The sequence below is a fragment of the Catenulispora sp. GP43 genome, from assembly GCF_041260665.1.
Lineage (GTDB): Bacteria > Actinomycetota > Actinomycetes > Streptomycetales > Catenulisporaceae > Catenulispora.
In genome coordinates this window covers 147,434-170,563 of record NZ_JBGCCT010000006.1, presented here as the reverse complement: position 1 = coordinate 170,563, position 23,130 = coordinate 147,434, and the positions used below count along the sequence as shown (strand labels likewise).

The 23,130-nt window shown below is 72.2% G+C and carries 14 protein-coding genes and 1 pseudogene; 6 read left to right on the top strand and 9 right to left on the bottom strand.

The window, feature by feature from the left end; translation table 11 throughout:
• The first annotated feature begins 84 nt into the window (after positions 1 to 84).
• Positions 85 to 1,179, top strand: a complete 1,095-nt coding sequence (locus ABH926_RS14845; protein ID WP_370366115.1) for a carboxymuconolactone decarboxylase family protein — start codon at positions 85 to 87, stop codon at positions 1,177 to 1,179.
• Here ABH926_RS14845 and ABH926_RS14840 read toward each other — a convergent pair.
• From ABH926_RS14840 to ABH926_RS14810, 7 genes and pseudogenes are all read right to left on the bottom strand, one after another.
• Positions 1,109 to 2,800 carry an MFS transporter gene (locus tag ABH926_RS14840; RefSeq protein WP_370366114.1) on the bottom strand — a complete coding sequence of 564 codons (1,692 nt, stop codon included), beginning with the start codon at positions 2,798 to 2,800 and terminating at the stop codon, positions 1,109 to 1,111. The genes ABH926_RS14845 and ABH926_RS14840 overlap by 71 nt on opposite strands.
• Positions 2,801 to 3,136: 336 nt before the next feature.
• Positions 3,137 to 3,721: a flavin reductase family protein gene (locus tag ABH926_RS14835; protein ID WP_370366113.1), complete on the bottom strand. Its 585-nt coding sequence runs from the start codon at positions 3,719 to 3,721 to the stop codon at positions 3,137 to 3,139.
• Positions 3,722 to 3,816: 95 nt separating this feature from the next.
• A pseudogene (locus ABH926_RS14830) lies at positions 3,817 to 4,284 on the bottom strand (acyl-CoA thioesterase); the annotation flags it as partial.
• A 2-nt stretch (positions 4,285 to 4,286) separates the two neighbouring features.
• Positions 4,287 to 10,157: an SDR family NAD(P)-dependent oxidoreductase gene (locus ABH926_RS14825; protein ID WP_370366111.1), complete on the bottom strand. Its 5,871-nt coding sequence runs from the start codon at positions 10,155 to 10,157 to the stop codon at positions 4,287 to 4,289.
• A complete protein-coding gene (locus ABH926_RS14820) occupies positions 10,154 to 11,191 on the bottom strand; it encodes an enediyne biosynthesis protein (protein WP_370366110.1) in 1,038 nt (345 codons plus the stop codon). Before ABH926_RS14820 ends, ABH926_RS14825 begins: the two co-directional genes overlap by 4 nt.
• Entirely contained in the window at positions 11,188 to 13,170 is a 1,983-nt protein-coding gene (locus ABH926_RS14815) for a CRTAC1 family protein (protein WP_370366109.1), read from the bottom strand. The genes ABH926_RS14820 and ABH926_RS14815 overlap by 4 nt, the downstream gene beginning before the upstream one ends.
• Positions 13,171 to 13,455: 285 nt before the next feature.
• Positions 13,456 to 14,367 (bottom strand): maleylpyruvate isomerase family mycothiol-dependent enzyme, encoded by a 912-nt coding sequence (locus ABH926_RS14810; RefSeq protein WP_370366108.1) that lies wholly within the window; start codon positions 14,365 to 14,367, stop codon positions 13,456 to 13,458.
• 204 nt (positions 14,368 to 14,571) lie between these two features.
• Between ABH926_RS14810 and ABH926_RS14805 the strand changes: the two genes are divergently transcribed.
• The 5 genes from ABH926_RS14805 (at position 14,572) to ABH926_RS14785 (ending at position 19,899) form a co-directional block, all read left to right on the top strand.
• Positions 14,572 to 15,732, top strand: coding sequence for a sensor histidine kinase (locus ABH926_RS14805; RefSeq protein WP_370366107.1), 1,161 nt, complete (start codon positions 14,572 to 14,574; stop codon positions 15,730 to 15,732).
• A complete protein-coding gene (locus ABH926_RS14800) occupies positions 15,729 to 16,388 on the top strand; it encodes a response regulator (RefSeq protein ID WP_370366106.1) in 660 nt (219 codons plus the stop codon). The genes ABH926_RS14805 and ABH926_RS14800 overlap by 4 nt, the downstream gene beginning before the upstream one ends.
• A gap of 86 nt (positions 16,389 to 16,474) precedes the next feature.
• The gene (locus ABH926_RS14795; RefSeq protein WP_370366105.1) at positions 16,475 to 17,389 is read left to right on the top strand and encodes an ATP-binding cassette domain-containing protein; all 915 of its coding nucleotides are present in this window, start codon (positions 16,475 to 16,477) and stop codon (positions 17,387 to 17,389) included.
• A gap of 34 nt (positions 17,390 to 17,423) precedes the next feature.
• Positions 17,424 to 18,203 carry an ABC transporter permease gene (locus ABH926_RS14790; RefSeq protein ID WP_370366104.1) on the top strand — a complete coding sequence of 260 codons (780 nt, stop codon included), beginning with the start codon at positions 17,424 to 17,426 and terminating at the stop codon, positions 18,201 to 18,203.
• Positions 18,204 to 18,639: 436 nt separating this feature from the next.
• The gene (locus tag ABH926_RS14785; protein WP_370366103.1) at positions 18,640 to 19,899 is read left to right on the top strand and encodes a hypothetical protein; all 1,260 of its coding nucleotides are present in this window, start codon (positions 18,640 to 18,642) and stop codon (positions 19,897 to 19,899) included.
• Here the strand turns inward: ABH926_RS14785 and glgB are convergent.
• Both glgB and ABH926_RS14775 read right to left on the bottom strand, forming a co-directional pair.
• A complete protein-coding gene (gene glgB / locus ABH926_RS14780) occupies positions 19,796 to 21,709 on the bottom strand; it encodes a 1,4-alpha-glucan branching protein GlgB (protein WP_370366102.1) in 1,914 nt (637 codons plus the stop codon). The two genes, ABH926_RS14785 and glgB, sit on opposite strands and share 104 nt — an antisense overlap.
• Positions 21,706 to 23,100, bottom strand: a complete 1,395-nt coding sequence (locus tag ABH926_RS14775; RefSeq protein WP_370366101.1) for a glycosyltransferase family 4 protein — start codon at positions 23,098 to 23,100, stop codon at positions 21,706 to 21,708. The genes glgB and ABH926_RS14775 overlap by 4 nt, the downstream gene beginning before the upstream one ends.
• Positions 23,101 to 23,130 lie beyond the last annotated feature (30 nt).

Below are 23,130 nucleotides of genomic sequence, written 5' to 3'. Positions count from 1 at the left end.
GGCGCCGAACCTCGGGCATTTCATGGATCATCAAGACATATGCCGCGTCCACAAACCAACCGACCGGTCGTCGAAGGAGCGAAGATGAGCGCCAACCCCATCCGTCCAGTGCTCCGCCGCACAGCCCTGGCGCAGATCCAGCGCGTCACGCCCGTGGACGTGCGCTCAGCGCAGCATCTGGTGGCGCGCGTCTACCGGGAGATGGAACGCGACTTCGGCGTGCTGGCGCCCCCGCTGGCCCTGCACTCCCCCGCCCCCGAACTCCTGGCGGCCAGCTGGCTGACGCTGCGCGAGACCCTGGTCGCCGACGGCCTGGCCGAGCGGCCGACCAAGGAGGTCGCGGCCTCGGCGGTGTCACTGGCGAATTCGTGCCCTTACTGCGTCACCGTGCACACCGCGACCGTGAACGCGCTCGTGCGGGGCCGCGACGCGCAGGCGATCGCCGGCGACCGCTTCGACGACGTCGCCGACGAGCACCTGAGGGCCGTCGCCAAGTGGGCCCGGGAGAGCGCGGTGCGCGAAAGCGCGGCAGAGCACGAACTCCCCTTCCCGCCGGATCAGGCCCCTGAGCTGGTCGGCGTGACCGCCGCCTTCCACTACCTGAACCGCATGGTCAACGTCTTCCTCCCGGACGCCCCCATGCCCGACGGCACGCCGCGCGGTGCGCTGCCGATGGTGGCCCGAGTGCTCGGCGCCCTGATGCGCCGCGCCTCGCGCCGTCCGACCCCCGCCGGCACCTCGGCCGACCTGCTGCCGGCCGCGCCGCTGCCGGCCGATCTGGCCTGGGCCGCGGGCAGCCCGGCGGTGGCCGAGGCCTTCGCCCGGGCGGCCGGGACGGTCGAGCGCGCCGCTCACGAAGCCGTGCCGGAGTCGGTCGCCGAGCTACTGCCGCGGATGCTCGGGTCCTGGGACGGCCGGCCGCCGGGCCTGGACCGCCGCTGGCTGGACCGCGCGCTGGCCGGGCTGCCGCCGGCCGACGTGCCGGCCGGGCGGCTGGCGGTGCTGGTGGCGATGGCGTCCTGGCAGGTCGACCAGGAGAGCGTCGACGCCTACCGGGCCACGGCCGGCGGTGCCAGAACCCTGATCCAGCTGACGTCCTGGGCGAGCTTCACCGCGGCGCGGCACATCGCCTCCTGGACGCCGCTGGGCGACCACCACAACCACCGCTCCGCGCGGTGAGCAGCCATCCCAGCTCCGCGAGCCGCACCTGGGTCCGCCAGATGGTCTCCTGAACCCCCCGCACCGGCCCCCACTTGGGCGAACCCGGAGCCGCGATCGGCTTCAGCGCCGACCACGCGCCCCCGCGCCGCCCGGGCTGCCAGGAATGCCCAGGCTGCCCGGGCTGCCCCGACTGGCCCGACTGGCCCGACCGCCCCGACTGCCCGGGAACCCCTGGCAGCCCCCGAGCCGGATCCCGTTCCCGGGGCACGGCCAGGATCGCCGCGGCCGCGGCCAGCGCCAGCCCGGCAGCCCAGCACAGCGCCGTGCGCGCGGCGCGGTCCGGCCCCGGAACGCCGGTCCGGCTGGCGTGCGCGGCCACGGCGATCAGCGCGATCCCGACCGCCGCCCCGGCCATCGGCAGCGCGCCGAGCAGGGCCGCCGCCCGGCCCGGCTGCTCCCGCCGGGTCCGGCCGAGCCCGGCGATCCGGGCCCGGGACAGCGCCAGACCCGCGCCGATCCCCGACAGCGCCAACGGAATCGCCGCGGTCCCCGACAGCCGTCCGGAGGGCGCCAGGAACGCCAGCCAGACCAGGCCGACGGCGTGCAGCGTGGAGCCCGCCGCCGAGACCCATTCCCGGCGGAACCGCCCGCGCGCCGGCCAGATCATCGCCCCGGCCATCAGCACGGTCCAGGGCATCAGCCGCAGGCCGATCCCGAGCGGTCCGTGGCCGCCGTAGCCCGCTTGGCCCGCTAGGCCCGCTAGGCCCGCCTGGCCCCCTTGGCCCCCACGACCCCCGTCGCCACGCAGCTCGGCGGCGACCAGGAAGCCGGTGCCGTAGACGGAGGCGAACAAGAACAGGTCGGAGGCGTTGGCCGCCAGGAACCTCCAGCGATGCAGCGGCCCGGACGGCGTGTCCCACCACAGCACCGCGGCCAGGGCGACAGCTCCGGCGGCCACCAGCGCGAGCACTTCCGGCGCGGCCCAGCCGACGCGTTCGGCCCGGATCAGGGCCCAGACCGGGGCGCCGGCCGCGACCAGCGCGGCCAGCGTGCCCTCCGGGTCCAGCTGCCCGCCCCGCCCCCGGTCCGGCCGGATCGCGCGGCAGGCCAGCGCCGCCGCGCAGGCCCCGATCGCGGCGTCCGCGGCGAAGATCCAGCGCCAGCCGGGCCCGGCCGCCACGGCGCCGTCCACCAGCGGCCCGGCGACCAGGGCCAGCGCGAAGCCGGGCGCCACGCGGTGCGCCGCGGTGCCGCGGGAGTCCGCCGGGAACGCCAGGTTCATCAGGCCCAGCGCGGCCCCGACCGCCAGGCCCGATCCGGCGCCCTGGCCGGCCCGCGCCGTGACGAGCACGATCCCGTGCGTGGCCAGCGCGCACGCCGCCGAGGACGCGGCGTACAGCGCCGATCCGGCGATCAGGGCACGCCGGTTGCCCACGCGGGCGCCGATCCGGTCCCCGGCGGACAGCGCCGCGACCAACGCCAGCAGGTGGACCAGCAGTGCCCACAGCAGGGTCGGTGCGGAGGCCACGCCGGTGGCCTGGATCGAGTGCAGCGCCGTGTTGACGCCGAGGTTGTCGGCGCCGGCGGTCGCGATCATGGTCCAGGCCACGGCGGTGGTCCACCGTTGGGTTGCGGTCATGAGTCCGCCTTCCGATGCGGGGCCGAGGCCGGAGTGTCCCCCTGTGTCTGGCGGCCGTTGGCACACACGCGCCGCCACCGTTCGATGACGGAGGGTGCGTGGCGGTTAACTGCGAGCGAATAGAATGCTCTTGCATCTAGATCACGTCAGGCTTCTTCCAACGTGCTCTGATGCACCGCGCGCGCCGATCGGGGCGTAACAAACATAAGTGAACGTTCGTATATTCACGCTCATGAGAACTCATGACATGATAGAGCGCGAACATCGGCATATGCCGGACTTGTGCCCCGGAACCCTGGCCTGCCGGGCAGGCCAGGGTTCCGACGGGGGCGCTCCTCAGGCCCCGGGCTCCAGCCGGTGGTAACCGCCGCCGAAGAACAGCAGCGCGTCCCCGGCCCCGCCCTTGCCCATGTCCAGGACCGAGCCGACGAAGATCGAGTGGTCGCCGCCGTCGTACACGGCGGCCAGCCCGCACTCGATCCAGGCCAGGGTGTCGGCCACCACCGGCGCCCCGGTGACCGCCCCGGGCCACCAGCGGACGGTCTCGAACTCCCGCTCCCCGCGCGGCCGGCCGCGGTTGGCGAAGTGCCGGGCGACCGGCTCCTGATGCGCGGCCAGCACCGAGATCGCGAACGTGCCCTCGCTCAGGATCGCCTTGTGCATCGCCGCGTCGTGCACGATGCACACCAGCACCAGCGGCGGGTCCAGCGACACCGAGGCGAAGGAGTTCGCCGTCATGCCGCACGGCACCTCGCCGCCGACGGCGACCACCGTGATACCGGTGGCGAACATCCCGAAACAGCTGCGCAGATCCGCCGTGGCGTGCAGCCGGGAGGGAAGCCGGTCGCGCAGCGGCGCCGGCTCCTGCTCCTGTCCCTGCTCCCGCTCCTGCTGCACGGCCGCCGTCCCGATGACGCTCACGGCCGCGACCCTTGCAGCACCGCCTCGCCGGCGCGGTCACCGGCCGCCGCCGGCTGCGCCTTGGACACGGACGCGGGCCCCGAGGCCGATGCCGATGCCGACGCCGACGCCGACGCGGACGCCGCCGCAGCCACCGCGCCGATCCGGTACCGCGACAACGCCTCGCGCAGCGCGTCGGGCACCTTGGCCGGCCGGGTGTCCCCGTTCGGGCCGCGCATGCACGCGATCCGCTGCCGGCCGCGGGCCACCAGCACCTCCTGACCGCCGGTGAGCTTCACGTAGTCGAACGCGAACCCGACCTGTGTCTGCGTCAGGTCCTCCAGCCGCATCCGGATCGAGAGCTCGTCGAACGCGGTGATCTCGGCGAGGAACTCGCAGTCCACCTTCAGCGTGAACAGCTTCAGGTCGTCCTGGACCTCCGCCAGCACCTCGGGTGCCTGCTCGCGCAGGAACATCTCCCGGCACCGGCCCTGCCATCGCAGATAATTGACGTAGTAGACGTTGCCCACCAGGTTGGTCTCCTCGAAACCCACCAGGTGGCGGTATTCGTAGTAGGACTCCACCGTTACTCCTTGTCGTCGGCGAGCAGGGCGAGCACCACAGGCTCGGACCGCCCGCGCAGCGCCGTGGCGAAGGTCGCGATCCGCGCCCCGCCCGAACGCAGCAGGACCCAGCGGTCGTCGCGGGCGGGCCCGTCGGCGACCAGGTCGGCCCGCGCCCGGCCGTTCTTGCCCAGCGTCTCCAGCGCGCCCCAGACCCGGGTGGCCGCGGTGGCCAGCGGTTCGCCGGCGTCGGCCGCGATCAGCCGCGCCAGGGCCAGGCCCGCCGGGTCCAGCAGATCGGCCCACGCCTGCTCGGACCGTTCCGTCGCCGCCTCGATGTCGCAGGCCACTGTGACACCCTCGGCGGCGACGCTGAGCGTCACGCCGGCACCGTGCGCGGAGGACACCGCGAACCCGCCGGCGGCCTCGGGTCTGCCGTCGGGCCGGTAGCGCAGGTCGGCCTCGCCGCCCAACAGCCAGCCGACCGTCTGCGCGGTCTGCCGGCGCCGGGTCGCGATGCCGCCGTCCTCACCGGGCGCGTCGGGACGGAGCCCGACGCGCACCGCGACCGGCAGCACCTGCTCCGTACGCCGCTCCACGTAGGGACCGAGCAGCGTCGGCGTCCAGGGACCGGAGCCGTCCTGCTTGCGCACCGCGCGCAGGGTCAGCCCTTCCCAGCGCTCAACCAGGGCGCCGGAGCCGTCGCGGACGTCGACGTCCCAGACATAGGTGTCGCCATCCCGACTGCGCTCGCGGCCGTGCAGCGTGACAGTGTCCTGCGTCCGCACCGCGGCCGGATCGGCCAGGTGCAGCCGCTCGATCCCGGCCGGCAGCAGCGTCGCGTCCGGCACACAGCACTGGATCGAGTGCATCATGGCGTCGCGCGTGCCCGGATCGGCGAGCACCAGCTCGTCGGCCAGGAACGGCGCGAACCACGGCGCGCCGGGCTGATTGGCGATGTCCGCGACGCACGACTTCGCGGCCAGGGACCGGTAGCCGAGCAGCCGCTGGAACCGGCCGCCCTGGAACAGCACGGGACCGTAGAGGTCGCCGGCCGGATCCAGCGGAAGGCGCCCGGTTCCGGCGCCGGGCACCGCGACGTCATCCAGCGCCGGGACCCCGTACCGCAGCCGGGCCCGGAAGTGGTCGGCGGCGAAACCGGTGTCGCTGCTGCGGATCACGGCCGAGACCGTGTCCGGACCGTCGGCCAGCACCGCCACTCGCAGCGTCGTCGAACCCTGAGTCGGCACCACGATGGGCCGGAGGAATTCCACATCCTCCAGCACCGGGGCCTGAGCCCGCCCGGTCAGCGCCGTGGCCGCCTGCGCCATCGCCTCCATGCCGAACACCGCCGGGAACAGCAGGTCGCCGTCCAGGTAGTGGTCGGGCAGGTAGAGGTCGCCGTCGCCGGACAGGTCGCTGTCGGCCACCAGCTCCACACCGGGGTAGTGCACCTGCACCCGGTCCAGGAACCGCAGCAGCGGAACCTCGGAGCGTTCCAGGGTGATCGTCGGCAGCCCCTCCGCGCGTCCCATCACGACCGCGGACGTCGGCGCCGCCGGATCGGCGATCATCCGGGACAGCAGCGCCACCCCGGCCTCGGCCGGGATGGGCTCGATGCCTTCGCGCACCAGCGACTCCAGCACACCGAGCCGCTCGCCCATGCCGGCGCCGGACCACACAGACCATTCCAACGCCAGGCACTTGCAGCCGGGGAACTCCTCGGCCACCCGGTGCGTCAGGTCCGTCATCCAGTCGTTGGCCACGGCGTAGTCGGCCTGGCCGCGCAGGCCCGCGCGGCCGATGATGCTGCCGAAGGTGACCAGCAGCCGCAGCGAGGCCGGATCCACCGCGGACAGCACGGCTTCGAGCCCTGCGATCTTCGGTGCCAGGGTTCTGCGGAACGCGGCCTCGTCCAGGTTCACCAGGGCCGTGGGCACGTTGCGCCCGGCGCCGTGCAGCACCGCGGTCACCGCGCCCAGCGCGCCCCGGACCTGCTCCACCGCGGCCTTCACCTCGTCGGCGACGGTGACGTCGGCGCGCGCGTAGTGGAACCGCACCCCGGCCGCCGCCATCCGTTCCAGGTTGGCCGCGAGCTCGGGGTCCTCGGCCGGGTCGGAGCGGCCCAGCAGGCCGATCGCGGCGCCGGACTCGACACCCAGAGACAGTGCGCACTCGGCGGTGATGCCCTTGCCGCCGCCGGTGACCAGCAGCACGTCGGCGTCGGTCAGCAGGCCCGGCCCCGAAGGCCCGGGAGCCTCCGGCAGAGCCCTGAGAACCGGCACGCGCCGCTCCCCCGCCGAGTCGTAGTGCACCTCGCTGAACCCGTCGGTGGCCGCCACGTCCGCGACGATCCGGTGCACCGCGCGGTCGGCACGCGCCTCGGACATCCCCAGCGGCATCGGCAGGGTGACGACGGTGGTGGCGATGTTCGGCGCCTCCAGGTGCAGGGTCTTGGCCAACCCCGCTCCACCGCGCCGTTCCCCGACCACGACGAAGCGCACCGGGTCCACCGCCGACAGTGCGGCGCGAGCCGCGCGCAGCATCATCAGGACGTCGTCCTCGCCGGCTTCACGGGGCAGGCACAGCAAAACCCCGTCGCCGAATCCGGCGCTCCGCAGCGCCTCGTGCAGCGCGGTGGCCAGCGGATGCCGGTCGGGGGCGAACAGCCGCCACTCGCCGGCCTCGGCCCCGGATGCTGTCGGCGCGCCGACAGCTGTCGGGACCAGGTCCACGGCGAACGCGCGGACCCAGGGACCGACGCCGGGTACGGCGCGCGGCCGTCCGGCGTCCTGCTCCTGCGCGGTCCCGCCGAGCTCCTCGAGCATCGCGGCCAGTTCGGCCATCGTGGAGGTGGCGAACGCCGAGGTGGTGGCCGGCGGCACCAGGCCCAGTTCGCGGCAGGCCTGGTTGACGATCTGGCCGACCGTGATGGAGCTCAGGTGCAGCTCGTCCAGCGGGTTGCTGTCCGGGCGGACGGCTTCGGCCGGGAGCTCGGCGCGCTCGGCGGCCAGCCGGGTCAGGACCTCCAGCACACTCTGTCCCTGCGCGGAGCCTTCGGGCGCGGCCAGTTCGATCCGCGAGGCCGCGCCGGCGGGCACCGCCGTGCCGTTCCCGGCGGTCACGACGGCGGTCGGGATGTCCTCCGGTGCCGTCTCGCAGGGGCTGGCGAAGAAGCTGAACTCCTTGTCCAGCGGCAGCGGCCGGGTGAACCGGTCGGCGAACAGCTCGCCGTGGCGCACCGGGGCGCCGAGCACGTAGGCGGCGGCGACCGTGCGCAGCAGACCGGCCAGCGAAGGACTGTCGGTCTCCAGCGACACCACCGGGACCGCCGGGGCGGTCTCGGCGGCCAGGCCGCGCAGGATCCGGCCCGGGCCGACCTCGATGAACAGGTCGGCGCGGGCGGCCAGCGCGGTGACGGCGTCGGCGAACCGGACGGGCTCGCGGATCTGGCGGGCCAGCAGCTGCGGCAGGTCCGCGTCGGCCTCGGGCTCGGCGCCGGTGACGGTCGAGACCATCGGGCGTCGCAGAGTACTGAAGCGCCGCTCGGCCAGCCACGCTCCGAACGCGTCGGCCGCCGGGGCGACCAGCGTGGAGTGGAACGCGTGCGACACCGCGATGCGCGCGACATCCAGGCCCTGGGAGGCGGCCCGGGCCGCGACCCGCTCGACGGCGCCGGCCGGTCCGGACACCACGGTCTGCGTCGGGCTGTTATAGCCGGCGACGACCACCGGCTCGCCGGCCAGCAGCGGCTCGACGGCGTCGGCGGCGGCCGAGACGGACGCCATGGCGCCGTTCCCCTCCGACGCCGAGGCCATGATCCGGCCCCGCGCCGCGGCCGCCGCCAGCAGCCCGGCTTCGTCCATCGCCCCGGCCCAGTGCAGCGCCGTGAGCTCGCCGAGGCTGTGCCCGGCCGCGCCGGTCGCCTCGATGCCGAGCCGGGTCAGGACCCTGAGTCCGGCGACCGAGGAGGTGACGATGCGCGGCTGCGCGACCTCGGTGGCCACCTGGTCGCCGTCGGCCGGCAGGCCGGCGGCGCGGTAGAGCTCGTCGATCTCGGCGAACCGGTGCCGCAGCGCCCCGCCGTCGCCCCGGCGCCCGGCGCCCTGACCGGGGAACAGGAACGCGATGCGCGGCAGCATCGCCGCGCTGCCCAGGAACACGCCGTCGGCCGAGTCCAACACCGACCGCGCGCCGGAGTCCAGCAGTGTCAGGAGTTTGCCGAACTTGCGCTCGGCCTCCTCCGGCGAGTTCGCGACCACCGCGGCGCGCAGCGGCCGGTCGGCGGTCTCGGCCTGCAAGGTGGCCGCCAGGTCGCCGACCTCGGCGTAGGACAAGCGCCCGGACAGCGCGGCCACCTGTGCGATCCGGCCGCGCAGCTCCGCGACCCCGGCGGCGTCGACCAGCAGCAGTTCCGCGTCCTGGCGGGAGCGGACGAGCCGGTGGACCTCGGCGCCGATGCCGGTGTCTCGGTCGTCGTCGCCGTCGCGGTCGCGGTCGCCGTCACCGTGCTCGACGACGATGTGCGCGTTGATGCCGCCGAAGCCCATCGAGGACACGCCGGCCCGGACTTCCTTGCCTTCCGGCCACAGCTCGGCGGTGCTCGGCACGCGCAGCGCCGGACGGTCGCCGGTCAGTTCCGGGTGCGGGTCGACGTGCCCGGTGGCCGGCGGGATCACCCGGTGGCGGACCGCCAGGATCGCCTTGAGCAGGCCGGCGATCCCGGCGGCGGCCTTGGTGTGCCCGAAGTTGCCCTTGACGGTGCTGATCGCCGCGGGCGCGGCGTCGGGGTCGGCGGCGCGCCGGGCCTCGGAGAAGGCCCGCAGCTCGGTGGCGTCGCCCACGGCGGTGCCGGTGCCATGGCCCTCAAGGTAGGCGACGGCGTCGATGCCGAAGCCGGCCGCACTGTACGCGCGCTCGATGGCCAGCCGGTGCCCGGAGGCCTCCGGCCGCGTCATGCCGCCCTTGCCGTCGGAGGAGTAGCCCCAGCCGGCGATGGTCGCGTAGCGGAACAGGCCGCGCTCGCGCGCTTCGGCGTCCCGCATCAGCACCAACATCCCGCAGCCCTCGCCGGGCCAGAAGCCGTTGGACTTCTTGTCGTAGACCCGCATCTCGCCGGTGGCCAGGGCCCCTGTCTTGGCGAACCCGATCACCTCGAAGGGGTCGATGCTCAGGTCCACGCCGCCGGCGATCGCGGCGTCCAGCCGGCCGGCGGCCAGCGCGTCGCACGCGGTGGCCACCGACAGCAGCGAGGAGGAGCAGGCCCCGTCGACGGTGAAGCCGCCGCCGGCGAAGTCGAAGTGGTTGCAGATCCGGCCGGCGATGGTGTTGGCCAGGCCGCCGGCCAGGGTGTCCTCGTCGATGCCGGGGAACGGTGCCTTGTACCGCTGCTCGAGAGTTTCCAGGAACGCGGTGAGCTCGGCGTCGTCCCAGCCCTGCTCGCGCAGGGCCGCACCGACCGTGCGCCGCACGTAGGGCCAGCGCAGCCGCATCACGTTGGCCCGGGCGAACTCCCCGGTCAGGGTGTTACCGATGATGACGCCGGTGGCCCGGCCGTTCAGGCCCGCGCCGTCGGGGAACCCGGCGTCGGCCAGCGCCCGGGACGCGGTGTCCAGAGCGAGCCAGTGGGTCATGTCGGTGGACCGGAAGGTGCTACCGGCGATCTTGTACTTGACCCGGTCGAATTCGAACCCTTCGATGACCGCGGCCTTGGCGGAGTAGAACCGGTCGGGGGCAGTGGGGTCGGGTGAGTAGTAGTCCTCGGCGCGCATCCGCTCGTCCGGCAGGCGCCGGAAGGCCCGGCGTCCGGCCAGCACGTTCTCCCAGAGCCGCTGCGGGGAGTCGGCGTCGGGATAGCGGCAGGCGATGCCGACGACGGCGATCTTGGCGTTCACGCCGCGATCGTCCCGGCCTCGGCCGGCGCCGGTCTGCCGTACGGCAGCGGCGCCATCGGCCGCGACCCGCGCGCGGCCTTGCGCTTCTGGAGCAGGTGCGCGACCCACCAGCCGGCGCCGCGAGCGGCGCAGACGAAGGAGGTCGCGAAGAACAGGGTGTAGACGATGTTGAAGACCATCATGATCCCGTAGACCGTGGCGACGGAGGCGCCGAACATGAAGCCGTTGCGCGGCCGCGAGGGCGTGGTGCCCGGGTCGCTGATCATGTAGTTGCTGAACAGGATGAACGCCACGCCGGTCATCGGACCCCAGGCGTTGAACAGCGCCACGTGCCAGATCCAGTGCCGCACCACGGCCTGCAGGAAGAAGCCGCCCATCCAGCCGGTGATCAGCAGGGTCTTCTTGGTCAGCAGGGCGTTGATGACGGTGCCCGCGGTGGCGATGATGACGATGATCATCACCCGGAAGAAGGTGTTCGCCTTCTCGGTGAACTCGTACGGCGGCGCGATGCTCATCCAGGTGCCGCCGAACACCAGCAGCGTCATGGTGATGCCGAAGTTCGACGGGTTCATGAAGTGCCGCATGCGTCCCTGGACCGGCGCCTGGAGCGCGTGCTTACCGGTGACGCCGACGCCGACCGCGAACAGGATCGGCCAGATCTGGTTGTTGGCGTACAGGAGCATGTTGCAAGCCAGGGCCGTGATGTGCGCCGGGAGCAGGAACTCGTACATGCCGCGGAAGCCGCGGCCCATGAAGCGCCGGGGACGCCGCTGCGCCCACGCGCTGATCATCTCGAAGCCGATTTCCAGCGTGTACGCGTACAGCACCGAGATGAACGGCCACAGCCACGGCTGTTCGAAGCCCAGCAGGGTGTAGCCGAAGATGTTGAACACGCTGATCGATATGCCGAAGTTGCGCAGCGCCAGATAGCGGGGGTCGGTGTTGCCCCGTTTCTTCTTCGGCGCGGCCTGGGACGGTGCGGGCGCCGCCGGCGACGCCGCGCTCCCGGCACCCGGATTGATGGTGGACGTCATTTCGCCGGAACCTCCTGCGCGTTGCCGGACAGCATCAGGGTGTGGCTGCCCTCGGGGAGTTGCATGTCCTGGGAGTGGAGCCGGCCCTGGGTGTCGCGCCACTGCAGGTGCACCTGGACCGGGCCCATGTACATGCCGAAGCCGAAGTGCACGTCGAAGCTGCGCTTGCCGGTGTGGCCGCTGCCGCCGTCCAGTTGCGAGATTTGGGTCTTGCCGCCGGCGGTCACGGTGACGGTCGCGCCGTAGGCCGGGGTGCCGGCGCCTTCCAGCCCGGTGCCCGTCTGGCCGTCGGTCGAGGGACGCACCAGGTTCAGGTCCAGGTAGTCGCCGAGATCGGTCTCGGTGTTGGCGTAGAACGCCGGGGCGCCGAACTGGCGGGAGATCGCGAAGTCCAGCCGGCCGGTGCCGGTGGTGTCGCCGGTGGCGATGCCGCGGGTCGGGGTCGGCACGGCCAGCCCCAGCTGCTTGCTGACGTTCACGTACTTGCCGCTGGAGTTGGGCGCGTAGAAGGCCATGGACTGGTCGCCGGCGATGTCGTCGCCGGGCCCGACGTTCGGCCACATCGCGGGGTTCGACAGCAGGTCGTCGTTCATCATGGCCATCTCCTGCAGCCACGGCCACCGGTCGATGTCGCCCTTGACGAAGCCGTCGGCCTGCAGGATCTCCGGCTTGCCGCTGTTGGTGAAATCGGCCATCTTGGTGTCCCAGCACCAGCCGGTCCACGCCACGCCGTACTGCTGGGCCTGCTGCGTGAACGGCGCGTAGCCGTCGTCCAAGTCCTTCTTCATCTCCGCGCCGGTGCTCGCCTGGTTGATCCACAGGAAGTTGCTCTCCTCCAGACCCCAGGCGGTGGTGATGTTGGAGACCATGGCGTCGAAGCGGCCGTTGTCGTCCACGTCGCCGAAGTCCACGCCCATGCCCTTGAACGAGCCGTTGCCCATGACGAAGGACTTCGGGGTGGTCGCCGTGCGCTTGCCGAAGACGGTGGAGAACTTGATGGTCTTGCCGTCCGAGACGTTGTGTAGGACGAAGGCGTGCCCGAAGTCGTTGGCGATGTAGACGTCCGGCAGGCCGGCACCGGTGAGGTCGGCCGAGGCGATGGCCAGCGTCCAGCCCGCGGAGTTGGCGAACGGGATGGCGTCCTGGTCCTCGACGTAGCCGGCCGTGGGGTCGGTGCCGGAGGTCGCGCTCACCCAGCGCAGCACGTGCGCCCCGCCGCCGTTGTTGGCGCTGGACAGGCTGTTGGGCATCTGGACGTTCTTCTGCCCCCTGGGGTCCAGGACCGCGGAGTTCGGGAAGTAATTGCCGACGATGATGTCGGGGTGGCCCTGGCCGGCGAAGTCGCCGACGGCGATGGCGTTGGTGTTCCATTGCGGGCCGTGGTACTTGCCGTCGGGGCTGGCCGAGGGCACGAGCTCCACGGGCTTGTAGGACGCCGCCGACAGCGGGCCGGACCCGTTCGTGGCCAGGAACAGCACCGGTGTGCGGCCCCAGTAGCTGACCAGCAGGTCCATCCGGCCGTCGCCGTTGAAGTCGCCGGGGGTGCAGCCCATCGGCGCCATCGAGGAGCTGTCGTACGGCAGCGGCGCCGGCTCCAGGGTGAAGGGGGTGAACCGGTCGGCGGCCGCGGCGGTCGGCGTGTAGGTCACCACCACCTTGTCGGTCCGGGTGTCGACGATGCACATCCCGTCGGCCTTACCGTGCCCGGTCAGGTCGTTGATGGCGACGCCGGCCCCGACCGAGGAGATCCAGGACCGGATCTTGTAATAGGCCGGATTCACCTGGCGGACGGTCTGCTGGGGCAGGCTGTCGTAGCCGGGCGGATAGGCGATCGGCATCTCCTGGAAGGAGAACTGTTTGGCGACCGCGTCGCCGCCGCTGGCCTGGACCGGAACATTCGAAACGAAGACCATGACGATTCCGAGAATCAGCGCCGTGACGCCTGGAACCAGTCTGCGAAGACGTTCGGAGAACGCCATTCCCTACTCCTCTTCTCCATCAACGGGTCGCGGCTTGCGGGATCCGCGCAGGGCACATGGACTCGGTGGGCCGGAGTTTTGGAACATGACAATGGACAAGACTCAGTCATGGCCTTGCCGCAGCATGGGCATCCCGCCCTTATCCCCAGCATGCGTCGGGAGATCCACGGTTACTTCTCTGGGATTGCTCGGCTACGCATTGTCAAAAGGGCCCTGAAACACGCCTAATGGCGACGCCTGGAGAACAGGCGCCGCCGCGACGGAAATCGCTGATCGGAATTCAGCTCAGGGCAGGCGGACCTTCCGCAGAAAGGCCGGGAGCAGCCACACCCGCCGTCCCCACACCCGCACGCCGCCGCCGAGAACCGTCCGGAGCCGCCCCACATGGTGGAACAGCATCAGGTTCAGCGCGGCCGGCTGGAAGGACAGGTGCACGTCCACATCCCGGCCCGGCTCCTCAACGGACACCACCCCGTCCGTGACGACGACCGCCACCGGCGTGGTGTACGCCGAACGGAACTCCACGGCGATCCGCCCCGGGCGCGGCGGCCCGGCGACGTCCAACAGCACGCCGACACCGTTGCGGATGATCTCCACGATGAACAGGTCGAAGAACAAAGCGGCCTGCTCCTGCGGGATCGGCCACGGCACCCCGCCGGCACGCGCGATGTCCCGGCCGTGCAGCAGCATCTCGTTGGTCAGATGCGCCAGCAGCCCGGCGCGCGGCAGGCTCGCCCCGCCGAGCCAGACCACGGTCGAGGCCGGGTCGGCGTCCCGGGTCAGCTCCAGCACCCTGGCGATCGAGGATCGCAGGGTCGCCACCAGCGCTTCCGGGTCGCGCTGCGTGAAGTTGCGCCGCATCGCCTCGTTCAGGCCGGTGTGGATGTTGTCGACGGTCGTGCCCAGAAGGAGATCGCGCACGCCGTCGATGGGGCGCTCGGTTTCGTAGGAAACAACCAACGACGTGTACTGCCACGCGATCGCCGCCACGTGCGCAGCGGTGTCGGCCACGGTCCAGTCCGCGGTGGCCATCACCGCGGGGTCGCTGGAGAGCACCAGATGCGCGAAGCGTTCGCCGACGTCCTGGACGGCGACGCGCACTTCGGACCATCGCTGAGGGCTGATCCTGGACACCGCCGGCGCGCGCCGGTCCCGATCTCGCCGGTCTCGATCTCGCCGGTCTCGAACGTCGGGCACAGGTCCCCCTCGGCATCCGGTACGGGTAACTTTCCCACCTTCGAGTGTGCGTGCGCTGATATGCCCGGCGCCCCTTCGCTATTGCTGTGTACGCCGGCGGCGGGTACTACTCCGGGATGCTGCCGCGGTACTGCGCGGGACGTACATCGCGGTTGCTGCCCTGGTAGGACGTGGCGCAGGCGGCCTGGCGCATAGCGTGGAACCATGGTCCATCCGCAGGTCGCCGCCGACTCGCTGCCCGACGTGCTGGTCGGCGTCATCACGGCGGCGGTGCTGGTGGTGGTCTCCGCGCACATCTCGCCGGGATCGGACGGCCGGTCCGCCGACGCGGTGCAATATGTGCTGCTGGTGTCCGCCGGCGTCGCCATGGCGTCGATCCGGCGGTGCCCGCACTTGGCGGCGGGGATCGCGACGCTCGTCCTGTGTGTCGAGGTCGCGCGGCGGTATCCGGACGGCCCGATCTGGGCCGTCGGCTGGATCTCGCTGGCCGGCGTGAGCTGGCGGACCAGCCGCCGGACCGCGCTGGGCTGGGCCGGCGTCATGCTCGCCGCGCTGACCCTGGCCGCGGTGGTGGTCGGCTCCTCCGGCCTGGTCCTGCCGCTGATCTTCCTGGGCTGGTCGGCCGCCGCGATCCTGTGCGGCGACGCGCTGCGCGACCGCCGGGAGCGGCTGCGGGCCCTGCGGGAGCGGGCGCGGTTCCTGGAGATGACGCAGGAGGAAGTGGCGCTGCGCCGGGTCGCCGAGGAGCGGCTGCGCATCGCCCGCGATCTGCACGACAGCGTCGCGCACGGGATGGCGACGATCAACGTGCAGGCGGCGGCCGCGGCGCACGTGATCGAGCGCCGGCCGCAGGCGGCCGCCGAGGCGCTGGTCGCCATCCGGCGCGCGAGCGGCGAGGTCCTGGAGGAGTTGGGGGCGATGCTCTCGGTGCTGCGCGACGAATCGCAGCAGCCTGATCGGGCGCCGGCACCGGGAGTGGGGCAGATCGCGCGGCTGGCGGAGTCGGTGGCGGCCTCGGGGTTGGAAGTCGAGGTGGTCATCAAGGGCTCGGCGCTGGATCTGTCGCCGGCGGTTGGCACCGCGGCGTACCGGGTCGTGCAGGAGTCGCTGACCAACGTCATCCGGCATTCGCAGGCCCGGCGGGCCCGGGTCGAGGTGGTCGCGATCGGCAAGGCGGGCCTGAGTGTCGCGATCAGCGACGCCGGCCCGGCCGCCGCTGCCGGTACCGTGGAAGCCGGCAGCGGGGTCGGGATCCGCGGCATGCGCGAACGCGTCACGTCCACCGGCGGCGTCTTCCACGCCGGCCGTACCGCGCGCGGCGGGTTCCTCGTCCGCGCCGAATGGGATGCGGAGGAACGCTCATGATCCGGGTGGCACTCGCCGACGACCAGTCCCTGGTCCGCGCCGGCTTCGCGATGATCCTCGACGCCGAGGACGACATGACCGTGGTCGGCCACGCCGACGACGGCGCGGCCGCGCTGGAGCTGGCCGGCTCGGCGCGGCCGGACGTGATGCTGATGGACATCCGCATGCCCGGCCTGGACGGACTGGCCGCGGCCCGGGGGATCTGCGGGGACCCGGCGCTGGCCGACGTGCGCATCATCGTGCTGACGACCTTCGAGCTCGACGAGTACGTCTTCGAGGCGCTGCGCTCCGGGGTGAGCGGCTTCCTGGTGAAGCACACCGAGCCGGCCGATCTGGTGCGCGCCGTGCGCGAGGTGGCGGCCGGGGAGGCGCTGCTGTCGCCCAGCGTGACCCGGCGGCTGATCGCCGAGTTCGCCGCCCGGCCGGACCGGCCGACGCTGGTCCCGGCGACGATGAACCTGCTCACCGACCGCGAACGCGAGGTGGTCGCTCTGGCCGCGCTCGGGATGAGCAACGAGGAGATCGCCGCGGAGCTGGTGGTCAGCCCGGCCACCGCGCGCACCCACGTCAGCCGGGCGATGGTGAAGCTGCACGCGCGCGACCGGGCGCAGTTGGTGGTGTTCGCCTATCAGTCCGGGCTGGTCAGTACTCCCTGATCGCTGCCGAGTACGGCCGACGGCGCAGCGCGAAGTTACGTTCCTGCTCGGACGATCGGAAGGCGCCGCGGGCGAAGGCTGGAGCCATGGACACTTCAGCCGCGATCAGAGTCGCGGACCTCAGCAAGGACTACCACGGCACGCGGGCCGTCGACTCGGTCTCCTTCGACGTGCCGCAGGGCTCGATCACCGGCTTCCTCGGCCCCAACGGCGCCGGGAAGTCCACCACCCTGCGCATGCTCGTCGGGCTGACCCAGCCCACCGGCGGCTCGGCCACAGTACTGGGCCGGCAGTACACCGAGCTGGTCAACCCCGGCCGGCGCGTCGGCGTGCTGCTGGACGCCTCCGCGCAGCACAGCGGACGCACCGGCCTGGAGGTGCTCAGGCTCGGCGCGACGATGATGGGCCTGCCCGCCGGCCGGGCCGAGGAGATGATCGAGAAGGTCGGGCTGTCCGCGAGCGAGGCCCGCCGCCGCACCGGCACCTACTCCCTGGGGATGCGCCAGCGCCTCGGCGTTGCGCACGCGCTGCTCGGTGATCCCAGGGTCCTGATTCTTGACGAGCCCGCCAACGGCCTGGATCCGGCCGGCATCCACTGGATGCGGACCCTGCTCAAGGAGTTCGCCGACGAGGGCGGCAGCGTCCTGCTGTCCTCGCACCTGCTGCACGAGATCGAGGTCGTCGCCGACGACCTGGTGGTGATCGGGCGCGGCCGGATCGTGGCCCGGGGCAGCAAGGAGGACCTGCTGGCCGGCAGCGGAGTGGCCGTGCGCAGCACCGACGACGAGGGGCTGGCCGCGGCGATGCGCGCGGCCGGGCTGTCCTTCACCGCCACCGGCGACGGCGGCTTCACCGTCACCGCCGAGGCCGAGCACATCGCCAACCTCGCCGGCGCGGCCGGCATCACGCTGCGCGAGCTGCGCACCGCCGACGACGCCGGGCTGGAGCAGCTGTTCCTGCGGCTGACCGCCGATGACGCACGAGAGGACGTGAAGTCGTGATCGCCACCGATGACGCACGAGAGGACGTGAGGTCATGACCACCGCCACCGTCACCCGGATCACGCACGCCGACCGGGCCCGGTCCCCGATCCCGTTCGGCCGCCTGGTGCGGACCGAACTGCGTAAGCTCACTGACACCCGCGCCGGCCGCTGGCTGCTGGTCACGCTGGTCGCGGCGACGCCGATCGTGGCGGCCGTCATGGTGGCCACGATGTCGGCGAAGGACCTGAACTACGCCAAGTTCGTCGACTTCACCTCGACACCGGAGAAGCTCCTGCTGCCGATCCTGGGGATCCTGACCATGACCGGCGAATGGAGCCAGCGGACCGGTCTTGCCACCTTCGTGCTGGAGCCCAGGCGCGGACGGGTGCTGACGGCGAAGGTGGTCGCGGCGCTGGCGCTCGGCGCCGGGATGACGGTGCTGATGCTGGCGACGTCGGCGATCGGGAACGTGCTGGGCGCCTGGCTGCGGAACGGCAACGGCAGCTGGGCCTTCGCCGGGCAGGTGGCCGGCGAGGTGACGCTGGTGCTGATCAGCTGGCTGCTGCTGGGGATGGCGCTCGGGATGGCGTTGCTGGTCACCGCCGCGGCGATCCTGGTCGCCTTCGTGGTGCCGAACATGTTCAGCGCGTTCTTCGGCTCGGGGGCGAAGAACACGACGGCCTGGTTCGACCTGAACCAGGCGCAGTCGCCGCTCTACAGTCACGACATCACGGGCAAGGGCTGGGTTCAGCTGCTGACGGCGTCGGCGCTGTGGATCGGGGTGCCGATGCTGCTCGGGGTGATGCGGGTGCGGCGGACGGAGGTGAAGTAGCCGGGGTGCCTAGCCCCATTCGGACCCTTGGTCGCGAATCGAGTGAATTAGACGCCTTCGTGGTATACCGCTGACTGAGCAGACGTAGACGCCCTGCTCCCAAGTCGTTCCCACGAGATACACCCATCCGACGTAGAATAGAACAACACCCACGAAACCCACCAGAATCGCAAGATTCTGGTGGGAGTGAAGAACCGTTGCGTCCACAACGAAGAGAAGATCGCCAGGAGAGCCAGAAAGCTTCCCCGAATCCGGTGCCTGTCCCGATGCGCCAACCGGAGCCCCCATAGATCCCTAGGCGCAGCCATGTCTACGGTCCCTTCCCCGCTCATGCTCCACCCATCATGCACCCGGTGGCATCAGCCTATAGCCGAGAGTGTCAGAGCCGCGTGCGACCATGGCCCAGCCCCGCAACACCCTCAGAGGACTGATCGCCATGACCACCAGCTCTCAAAAGCAGGACCTCGCCTGGCTCCTGGACAGCGACCCCGCGATCCGCTGGCAGGTCCTGCGCGACCTCGCCGACGCCCCCGAGGAGCAGGTCGCCGCCGAGCGCGCGCGGGTGGCCGACGAGGGGTGGGGCGCCCGGTTGCTGGCGTTGCAGCAGGCTGACGGCAAGTGGCCCGGGGGCGAGCCGGCCTTCTCCTCCGAGGAGGCCGCGCAGTGGTGGCGTTCGATGGAGCCGGCGCGGCAGGGGACCCTGTTCCCCGAATGGACCTCGATCGCCTGGAGTCTCACGCTGCTGCGGGAGTTCGGGGTCGAGCCGGGGCATCCGGTGGTGCGCCAGGCCGTTGCCCGCGTCCATGAGAACGCGCGCTGGGAGCACGATGGCGAGCCGTTCTTCTCCGGCGAGGTCGAGCCCTGCATCAACGGACGCACGGTCGCGCTCGGTGCGTACTACGGCATGGACATGACGCCGGTCGTGACCCGGCTGCTCGGGGAGCAGATGGCCGACGGCGGGTGGAACTGCGAGCAGGAAGAGCCATTAGATTCAGCGCCGGGGAGCGGCTCCTCAACGGGTGGCGGTGGGCGACGGGCGGGGGGCTCCACGCGCGGATCGTTCCACACCACCATCGAAGTACTCGAAGGCCTGACCGAGTACGACCGGGCCGCCGGCGGCGGCAGCGTCCCCGAAGTGGCCGGAGTGGCCGAAGCCGTGGCGCGCGGCCAGCAGTACATGCTTCAGCGCCGCATGATGCGGCGGCTGTCCACCGGCGAGCTGATCGAGAAAGACCGCCAGACCGGCGCCGCCACAACCTGGACACAGTTCTCGCACCCCACGTACTGGCACTACGACCTGCTGCGCGGCCTGGACCACCTCCGCGCGGCCGGTGTCGCGCCCGACCAGCAGGTCACCGAGGCGGTCGAGATCGTGCGCGGCAAGCAGGACCCGCAGGGCCGCTGGCCGCTGGAGAACCGGCATCCCGGCGAACTGCACTTCCCGATCGACGACGGCGAAGGCCGTCCGAGCCGGTGGAACACCCTGCGGGCGCTGCGCGTCCTCAAGTGGTACGACGCGGCGCGAAGGCAGAAGCACTGGCGCGCGCCGAAAAGCCACCGGCGCGCGCCCCGGCCTCAACCGTCAGACCGCATCAGTGCCCGTGCTTCGCCGCAAGCCACACGGTCGCGTACGGCCCGACCGTCACCACCCCCGACGCGGGCAGCCAGTCCTCCCCCCGCTCCGCGTCGGCCGTGACCGTGCCCAGGTTCCCGACGCCGGCGCCGTCGTAGAACTGCGCGTCGGTGTTCAGCACCTCCTGCCACGTCCCGCCCCAGGGCAGGCCGATGCGCCGGTCGCGCACCTGCTGTCCGGAGAAGTTCGCGATGCAGACCACGGCGTCCCCGTCGCGGCCGTAGCGGACGAACGAGATCAGGTTCGTGTCCGCGTCGGCGGTGCCCCAGTGGGTGCCGGACGGGTCGTCGTCGCGCGACCACAGGGCCGGATGCTCCTGGTAGCGCCGGTTCATGTCGGCGACCAGACGGGTGACGCCGTCGCCGTCGGCGGCGTCGGCCCAGTCCAGGCCCCACTGCTCGCTCCACTCGCCGCGCTGGGCGAACTCGCCGCCCATGAACACCAGGTGCTTGCCGGGGAAGGCCCACTGGTAGGCCAGCAGGCCGCGCAGTCCGTCCTTCTGTTCGCCGCGCCAGCCCGGGAGCTTGCCGGCCAGCGAGCCCTTGCCGTGCACGACCTCGTCGTGGGACAGCGGGAGCAGGTCGTGTTCCATGAACGCGTAGGAGGACGGCCGGCGGAGCTCGTCGAAGTGGTAGCGGCGGAACACCGGTTCGACCGTCAGGCATTTCAGGGTGTTGTTCATCCAGCCCAGGTTCCACTTCACGTCGAAGCCGAGCCCGTTGTCCGTGACCGGGTGCGTCACCCCGGGCCAGGCCGCCGACTCCTCGGCGGCCAGGACCACCGAGGGGTGCCGGTGGTGGACCTCGTTCGTGAGCATCTTGATGAAGTCCAGGGCCTGCAGGTTGGCGTTGCCGCCGAAGCAGTTCGGCTCCCAGGTGCCCGGCGCGCGCGAGTAGTCCAGGAACAGCATCGAGGACACCGCGTCGACCCGGAGGCCGTCGGCATGGAACTCCTCGATCCAGTACAGGGCGCTGCCGATCAGGAAGTCCTGCACGTCGGGGTGGCCGAAGTCGAAGATCAGGCTGCCCCAGTCCGGGTGCTCGCCGCGCCGCGGGTCGGGGTGCTCGTACAGGGGCGCGCCGTCGAACCAGGCCAGGGCCCAGTCGTCGCGCGGGAAGTGCGCCGGCACCCAGTCCAGGATCACCGCGATCCCGGCCTGGTGGAAGGCGTCGATGAGGCGGCGCAGGCCGTCGGGGTCGCCGAGGCGGGCGGTCGGGGCGAAGAAGCCGGTGGTCTGGTAGCCCCATGATCCGCCGAACGGGTGCTCCATCACCGGCAGGAACTCCACATGGGTGAACCCGAGTCCGGCCACGTGCCCGACCAGCTGCTCGGCCAGGTCGTCGTAGGACAGCCCGGGCCGCCAGGAGGCCAGGTGCACCTCGTACACCGACATCGGCTCGTTGAACGAGAAGCGCTCGCCGGTGCGGCGGCGGGCCATCCAGTCCTGGTCGGCCCACTGGTGTCCGGAGGCGAACACCACCGAGGCCGAGGCCGGCGGGGTCTCGGCGGCGAAGGCCACTGGGTCCGCCTTAAGCCGCCACACCCCGTCGCGGCCGAGGATCTTGTACTTGTAGCGGTGGCCGGGCCGGGCGTCGGGCGCGAAGCCGGACCAGCGGCCGGACTCGTCGCGCCGCAGTTCGACGCCGCGGTGCGGGTTCCAGTCGTTGAAGTCGCCCTCGACGTTCACCTGCTGGGCGTTCGGCGCCCACACCGAGAACCGGACGCCGTCGGCCTGTGCGTGCGCGCCGAAGCGCTGCCAGTAGCGCGACTCGTCCGGCTGCTCCGGCGCGGCCGGCGCCGGCCGGTCGGCGGCCCGGACCCGCGGGCGCTGCCCGCCGCCGGCTCTCTCGATCGTTCCCGTGCTCCAGGTCACGGCAGCAACCCCGCCGATTCCAGCAGGTTGCCCTCGGGGATGCGCAGGGGCTCGGGCTCCAGGACGGACGGGCTGCGCCACAGGTTCGCCGGACGCTTCGCCTTGGGGCCGCCGACCACGGTCGCGTACACCCCGGCGGTGGCCACGGCGACGTCGTCCCAGCCGTAGCGCTCGCGCACCATCGTGCGCGCGGCGTCGGCCATGACGCGCGCCGACTCGCGGTCGCTGATCAGGGAGCTGACGGATTCGGTGAGCGCTTCGGCGTCGCGCACCGGGAAGCGCAGGCCGGTCACGCCGGGCTCGACGATCTCGGCCAGGCCGCCGGTCTTGGACACCGCCAGCGGCGCGCCGGCGGCCGCGGCCTCCAGGGCGACCAGGCCGAAGGGCTCGTAGATGCTGGGCACGACCATCGCGTCGGTGCTGGCCATGGTCGAGGACAGGCCGCGGGCCGGCTGGAAGCCGGTGAAGCTGACCTCGTGGTGCAGGTCCAGGCGGCCGGCGGTGGCTTCCAGCTCGGCGCGCTGCGGTCCGTCGCCGGCTATCACCACGCGCAGCCCCGGGTGGCGGCGGCGCAGCTCGGGCACGGCGTGCAGCAGATGTTGCACGCCCTTCTCATAGACCAGCCGGCCGGCGAAGCCGATCAGCGGCCCGTCGCCGGCGTAGCGCGAGCGCGTCGCGGCGACCTCGGCCGGGTTCGGCGACCAGCGGGGCAGGTCGACGCCGTTGGGGATGACCGCGGTCTTGGCGGCGGAGACGCCGAGCAGCGCGTCGACCTCGCGGCCCATGTACTTGGAGCACACCAGCACTCGCTCGGCCTCCGCCCCGAGCCAGCACTCGACCGAGTGGATCGCGCGGTTCAGGTCGCCGGGCAGCCAGCCCTGGTGGCGGCCGGCCTCGGTGGCGTGCACGGTGGCCACCAGGGGGACGCGCAGGTGGTCCCGCATGGTGATCGCGGTGTGCGTGACCAGCCAGTCGTGGGCGTGGACCAGGTCGAACTCGCCGGTGTCGGCGGCGTGCAGGGCGGCGCGGGTCAAGGTGTGGTTGAACGCCATCGTCCAGGCCAGCAGGTGCGGGGTGTCCAGGGGGATCATCGGCGGGTCCGCCGGGGCGCGCACCACCCGCACGCCCTCGACGATCTCGTCCAGCGGCGCGCCCGGCGCGTGCCGGGTCGCCACCGTCACCTGGTGGCCGGCCCGGACGAGGTTGCGGGCCAGGGCGTGCACGTGCCGGCCCAGGCCCCCGACCACCACCGGCGGGTACTCCCAGGAGAGCATCAGGATCCGCAGGCTCCGGGAGGCAGGGCCGTGCGGGGCGGGGACCGTGGCCCGCACCGCTGCCATGGCGTCGTTGGCCTCTTTGGTTATCGTCAGCTCGCGCACCGGTGCGGACATTGGCATTGCTCCCCTTGATAGTGCTCGGTG

What these genes read in the sequence shown, in the direction of transcription:
- ABH926_RS14815 (WP_370366109.1), bottom strand. Translation starts at nt 13,170, where the DNA reads ATGGCGTTCTCCGAACGTCTTCGCAGACTGGTTCCAGGCGTCACGGCG.
- ABH926_RS14840 (WP_370366114.1), bottom strand. Translation starts at nt 2,800, where the DNA reads ATGACCGCAACCCAACGGTGGACCACCGCCGTGGCCTGGACCATGATC.
- ABH926_RS14795 (WP_370366105.1), top strand. Translation starts at nt 16,475, where the DNA reads ATGGACACTTCAGCCGCGATCAGAGTCGCGGACCTCAGCAAGGACTAC.
- ABH926_RS14775 (WP_370366101.1), bottom strand. Translation starts at nt 23,100, where the DNA reads ATGTCCGCACCGGTGCGCGAGCTGACGATAACCAAAGAGGCCAACGAC.
- ABH926_RS14785 (WP_370366103.1), top strand. Translation starts at nt 18,640, where the DNA reads ATGACCACCAGCTCTCAAAAGCAGGACCTCGCCTGGCTCCTGGACAGC.
- ABH926_RS14800 (WP_370366106.1), top strand. Translation starts at nt 15,729, where the DNA reads ATGATCCGGGTGGCACTCGCCGACGACCAGTCCCTGGTCCGCGCCGGC.
- ABH926_RS14805 (WP_370366107.1), top strand. Translation starts at nt 14,572, where the DNA reads ATGGTCCATCCGCAGGTCGCCGCCGACTCGCTGCCCGACGTGCTGGTC.
- ABH926_RS14790 (WP_370366104.1), top strand. Translation starts at nt 17,424, where the DNA reads ATGACCACCGCCACCGTCACCCGGATCACGCACGCCGACCGGGCCCGG.
- ABH926_RS14845 (WP_370366115.1), top strand. Translation starts at nt 85, where the DNA reads ATGAGCGCCAACCCCATCCGTCCAGTGCTCCGCCGCACAGCCCTGGCG.
- ABH926_RS14820 (WP_370366110.1), bottom strand. Translation starts at nt 11,191, where the DNA reads ATGACGTCCACCATCAATCCGGGTGCCGGGAGCGCGGCGTCGCCGGCG.